The sequence below is a fragment of the Devosia sp. genome (genome assembly GCF_030689745.1).
In the GTDB taxonomy this organism is placed as follows: domain Bacteria; phylum Pseudomonadota; class Alphaproteobacteria; order Rhizobiales; family Devosiaceae; genus Devosia; species Devosia alba.
Genome location: NZ_JAUYGL010000174.1, coordinates 1 through 4663, shown reverse-complemented (window position 1 = coordinate 4663; position 4663 = coordinate 1). Strand labels below are relative to the sequence as shown.

Below are 4663 nucleotides of genomic sequence, written 5' to 3'. Positions count from 1 at the left end.
ATCCTCTGGCAGCGACCAGTCGGCAAAGCCGCGTGAATGGTCGACGGCTATTATTCGGCCGTCGTCAAAGTGTTGCGAGCCAATGGCTTTCGCTACCTGACCCATGCGAAAGGGTCTCATGAAAAGTGGACGAATGCTCAGGGCATAATCCTGATCATACCACGCAACCTGATGAGCCGGCACACCGCAAATGCCATTCTGCGGGACTCTGGCAGCAGCACGAAGCTCTAAGGTTTTGGCCGCTTTGCCCCATTCATGTCCCATTCAGCAATCTCCTCCTATGTTGCTGCCATGAAAACCTTGACCTCAAAAATCCTTGCGCCGGTCGCCGTCGCGCTGGCCATTGGGTTGGCCGGCGCCGCTCCGGCCAATGCGCAGGCATGTCTCGATAACCGCCAGATCCAGGAGGCGGTGGCGTCGGGGCAGATCATGTCGCTTGATGCCGTGCTGGCGGCGGCCGGCATAGACGGCAGCGCCAAAATCCTCAATGTTGCGGTGTGTGACGAGGGCGGCCGACTCGTTTATCACATCGGCGTATTGGAGGCCTCGGGCGCGGCGCAGAACCTGGTTCTGCCGGCGCAGTAGACTCAATTCCTGCATGTGGGGGCCAGGCAATGCGCATTCTCGTTGTCGAAGATGACGTCAATCTCAATCGCCAGCTGAAAGAGGCGCTGACCGAAGGCGGCTATGTCGTCGATGTGGCCTTTGATGGCGATGAAGGCCACTTTCTGGGCGATACCGAACCCTATGACGCCATCGTGCTCGATATCGGCCTGCCGCAAATGGACGGCCTGTCGGTGCTGGAAAGCTGGCGCCGCAATGGCAAGACCACGCCGGTGCTGCTGCTGACGGCGCGTGACCGCTGGAGCGACAAGGTACAGGGCATCGATGCCGGCGCCGACGACTATGTCGCCAAGCCGTTCCACATGGAAGAGGTGCTGGCGCGCATTCGCGCCCTGGTGCGCCGGGCTGCCGGGCTTGCCTCCAACGAAATTGTCTCGGGCGCGGTGCGGCTCGATGCCCGCTCGGGCAAGGTGACGGTGGAGGGCCAGTCGGTCAAGCTGACCAGCCACGAACTGCGCCTGCTCAGCTATCTGATGCATCACAAGGGCAAGGTCATTTCGCGCACCGAACTGACCGAGCACCTCTACGATCAGGATTTTGACCGCGACAGCAACACCATCGAGGTGTTTGTCGGGCGGCTGCGCAAGAAGCTGCCCGAGGACTGCATCCAGACCGTGCGCGGGCTGGGCTACCAGATCGCGGAAGACTGATCGCCCTGTCCATGCGCAAGGGCTCGATCGCCGCATCGCTGTTCTGGTTATCGGCCGGCTGGCTGATCGTGGCGCTGGTCACCACCGGCTTTCTGCTGACCGACCTGTATTCGCGGGCGCTCGATCGCTCATTGTCGGAAACGCTCAATTTCCATATTGAGAGCCTGGCCGGGGCACTGCTGGAAACCGGCGATCCGCAAAGCCAGGCCATTGCCCTGACCGATCCCCGCTTCGGCCGCCCGCGTTCGGGCTGGTATTGGGTGATCCGTGATGTTGACGGCACGCTGTACAATCTGTCGCCCTCGGTGGTCGGGATCGAAATGCCCGACATTGCCGGGCCGGCCAGCCCGACCGGACGCGCCAGCACCGTGATGGACGATGCGTTCGGCACCAGCCTGCGCGTGATCGAGCGCACGGTGACGCTGGGGCCGCGCTCCTACGAAATCGCGGTCACCGGCAATCTCAGCGAAATCCTTGAACTGGTCGGCGATTTTCGCGGCCAGGCATTCATCGTGCTGGGGGCGGTGGGGGTCATGCTGGCCATGATGAGCTTTATCGTCGCCCGTTTCGCCATGCGCCCGATTGCCCGGCTGAGTGCGGCCATTGAAAGCGTGCGCGAGGGCGACAGCGCGGCGGTTACCGGCAGCTATCCGCGTGAAATCGCGCCCCTGGCCGAAGAGGTCAACGAATTGCTGCGCTCCAATACCCAGATCATTGAACGCGCCCGCAGTCAGGTCGGCAATCTGGCGCATGGCCTGAAAACCCCGATCGCCGTGTTGCGCAATGAGGCGGCCGCCACCCAGGGTGCACTGGCCAGCGTGGTGCTGGCCGAAAGCGACAAGATGAGCACCATTGTCGGCAGCTATCTGGAGCGGGCGCGGCTGACGGCCCGCACCGCCGTGGTTGGCAAGAAAACCAACGCCGTGGCAATCATCACAAGGCTGATCCGGGTGATGGGCAAGATCCACCCCGAGGTCAGCGTTACCCTGCAGCCTGTCGACCCGGCGCTGCCGTGGTTTCGTGGCGACGAATCCGATCTCGAGGAGATCGCCGGCAATCTGCTCGACAATGCCTGCAAGTGGTCGGCGGGGCAGGTGGAGGTGCGGCTGGAGGCCGAACGCGGCGAGGTCGGCAGCAATCTGGTGATCCGGATCGACGACAATGGAGCCGGTCTGAGCGAGCAGGACGCCCACAAAGTGTTGCGTCGCGGTGTCAGACTGGACGAGAAAACGCCCGGCAGCGGCTTGGGGCTCGATATCGTCAAGGAACTGGTAGATGTATATGGTGGCACGTTGACCCTGCAACGCTCGGCGCTGGGCGGCCTGCTGGTCGAGCTGCGCCTGCCAACAGCGCGCCAGGGCGGTGGCCCAGCGGCAGCCGGATGACGCATTTTCGCCGTATTGCCGCAACAAGAGCCTTCCAACCCTTCAGAGACCTGACCCCATGAACCGTTTCGCCATCATTGCCACCCCCGTTATCGCCCTGACCCTGGCAGCGTGCGCCAGCACAGGATCGAACCAGGTGGTACAGGCACCGGTTGCCGCCGCCGCGCCAGTCTTTGCGGCTCCCCTGGTTGCCAGCCCGGCCCAGACCACCCAGCAGGCCCTGGCCACCACCAGCGTCTCGAACGGCTTTGTCGATCCCGCTGCGCTGGCCTTGATGTCGGCTGCCGACTCGGCTGCCGCCAACACGGCCCAGTTCTATGCGCTGCAGTTCGGCCGCCCCGGCGCGCCACGCGCCTGGTCGGGTGACAAGGGCACCACGGGCTCGGTTGCGGTTGGCCCCTATGTCCGGGTCAATAATCTCGATTGCCGCGATTTCACCCACACCGTCAAAGTCGGTGGCCGCGAATTCGTCAAGAAGGGCACGGCCTGCCGCGAACAGAACGGCAATTGGATGGTCGAAAAAGGCGCTGCATAACCGCCAGACTCTCGCCCGGGCGGTACGGATTATTTACTAACGGGCGCTAGGCTTGGGGCAAGATAGTTCCCAACCGACTGCTTACATGTCCCAAGCTGCCAATCGAACCGACCCGCCAGCTCCGGCTGCCAAATCTGCCACGCGTGCTGCGCGCCCGGCGGTGAAGCCATTTGCCGGGATGCTTGACGCGATCATCGTTGAAGATCCGGTGACGTTCTCGTTTCCGGGGTCGCTGCGTCGCAGCAATGTCGTGGCGGGCTGGACCTGGGTCTGCCGCGACCTTTGTGCCGATATCATTTCACCCGAGCAACTGGTTGATGGCAGCCTGACGGCCGCCTGGCTCGGGCCGCAAATGCCCGAGATCATGACCCGCATGACAGCCGGGCTGGCGGCAGCCGAAGCCGATCCCGAAGCCAATCGTCGTCTGCGCGCCATGCTGGGCAGCGACGACGCCCGCGCCGCCCTGCCGCAATTGCTCAACGCGCTGCGCAGTCGTCCCCTGCTGGCCAAGGCGACAGCATTTGGCAAAGCCATCAACACCATTGGCGAGGATGCCGCGCTGGGCACTGCGTTGCAATCCATGCCGCTGAACGATCCGCCGCTGGCCGCACTGCTGTTCCACGCCGCCATGCGCCAGATCGCCAACCCGACCCGCCTCATCACCACCATCATCAAGCTCTCGGGCAGCGCCAACGAAGTCGCCGTCGCGCGCAGCGGCTTCGGGCCGGTGGTTGACGCCATGCTGGCGCATGCGCAAAACCAGATCCACCTGCTGCAACCGGCCGGCGCCTTTGCCGACATTGATCTGATCTGTCGCGGCCTGTACCGGTTTCACCGGCTGGTGCGCGCCCTGACCGGCTATATCGAGTTCGAGCGTGGCAGCCAGTGGGCCGCCAATCTCTCAGCGCTGACCAAACAGGTTTCCGAACGCATCGAGCCGCGCCTGCGCGAAGTGGTGCCCGATCTCAATCAGGCGCTGCGCCGCGGCCGCGATCCCAAGGCCGACCGGCTCGACAATGACAAGATCCTGGCCGCCATCAGCGGGGTCTATCTGCTGGCGACAGTGCGCGAATGCCGCGCCTCCATGGCGTTGAACGCGGTGTTCGACCAGGCCTGGAGCCAGTCGGCCGAGGCGCTCGAAATGCAGTTGCAGCGCAACCTCGATCTGGTGCGGCAGCACCCGACCGACCCGGTGATTGCCGCGCGCCTCGATGCCGGCATCAAGATGGCCGAAGTGCGCTTCAACCCCGAATATGCCGAAACACTGCGCCGCGCCCGGGCCTCGGCCGAACGCAGCAGCTAGTTTCCAGCGCCGCGATAGGGCGCCGTCAGTCGCACCGGAATGGCCCGGCCCTGTTCCCGCACCGCGGCAGTGCGACCGGCCCGGGCGAAGGGCGCCGCAAGCAGCGCAATGCTGCCGTTCTCGACCGCCCGCAACACCACGCCAATTGCGGCCTGTGGATCGGCGC

At 64.2% G+C, this 4663-nt stretch carries 6 protein-coding genes; all 6 read left to right on the top strand.

What is annotated here, in order from left to right; all coding sequences use genetic code 11:
• Positions 1 to 36 precede the first annotated feature (36 nt).
• The 6 genes from Q8O80_RS21610 to Q8O80_RS15000 all read left to right on the top strand — a co-directional run bounded on the left by Q8O80_RS21610 (position 37) and on the right by Q8O80_RS15000 (position 4497).
• Complete coding sequence (locus Q8O80_RS21610; RefSeq protein WP_371136216.1) at positions 37 to 231, top strand: type II toxin-antitoxin system HicA family toxin; 195 nt, start codon at positions 37 to 39, stop codon at positions 229 to 231.
• A gap of 60 nt (positions 232 to 291) precedes the next feature.
• On the top strand, positions 292 to 585 hold the full coding sequence (locus tag Q8O80_RS15020) for a hypothetical protein (RefSeq protein ID WP_305580656.1): 294 nt from the start codon (positions 292 to 294) through the stop codon (positions 583 to 585).
• A gap of 29 nt (positions 586 to 614) precedes the next feature.
• A complete protein-coding gene (locus tag Q8O80_RS15015; protein WP_305580654.1) occupies positions 615 to 1274 on the top strand; it encodes a response regulator transcription factor in 660 nt (219 codons plus the stop codon).
• Positions 1275 to 1285: 11 nt separating this feature from the next.
• The gene (locus Q8O80_RS15010; RefSeq protein WP_305580652.1) at positions 1286 to 2659 is read left to right on the top strand and encodes a HAMP domain-containing sensor histidine kinase; all 1374 of its coding nucleotides are present in this window, start codon (positions 1286 to 1288) and stop codon (positions 2657 to 2659) included.
• A gap of 58 nt (positions 2660 to 2717) precedes the next feature.
• Positions 2718 to 3194: an RT0821/Lpp0805 family surface protein gene (locus Q8O80_RS15005; protein WP_305580650.1), complete on the top strand. Its 477-nt coding sequence runs from the start codon at positions 2718 to 2720 to the stop codon at positions 3192 to 3194.
• An 85-nt stretch (positions 3195 to 3279) separates the two neighbouring features.
• Entirely contained in the window at positions 3280 to 4497 is a 1218-nt protein-coding gene (locus Q8O80_RS15000) for a hypothetical protein (protein ID WP_305580648.1), read from the top strand.
• Positions 4498 to 4663: the final 166 nt, after the last annotated feature.

Excerpts from the sequence above, each read along its gene's own strand:
- Q8O80_RS21610 (WP_371136216.1), top strand. The coding sequence starts at position 37 with ATGGTCGACGGCTATTATTCGGCCGTCGTCAAAGTGTTGCGAGCCAAT.
- Q8O80_RS15020 (WP_305580656.1), top strand. The coding sequence starts at position 292 with ATGAAAACCTTGACCTCAAAAATCCTTGCGCCGGTCGCCGTCGCGCTG.
- Q8O80_RS15015 (WP_305580654.1), top strand. The coding sequence starts at position 615 with ATGCGCATTCTCGTTGTCGAAGATGACGTCAATCTCAATCGCCAGCTG.
- Q8O80_RS15010 (WP_305580652.1), top strand. The coding sequence starts at position 1,286 with ATGCGCAAGGGCTCGATCGCCGCATCGCTGTTCTGGTTATCGGCCGGC.
- Q8O80_RS15005 (WP_305580650.1), top strand. The coding sequence starts at position 2,718 with ATGAACCGTTTCGCCATCATTGCCACCCCCGTTATCGCCCTGACCCTG.
- Q8O80_RS15000 (WP_305580648.1), top strand. The coding sequence starts at position 3,280 with ATGTCCCAAGCTGCCAATCGAACCGACCCGCCAGCTCCGGCTGCCAAA.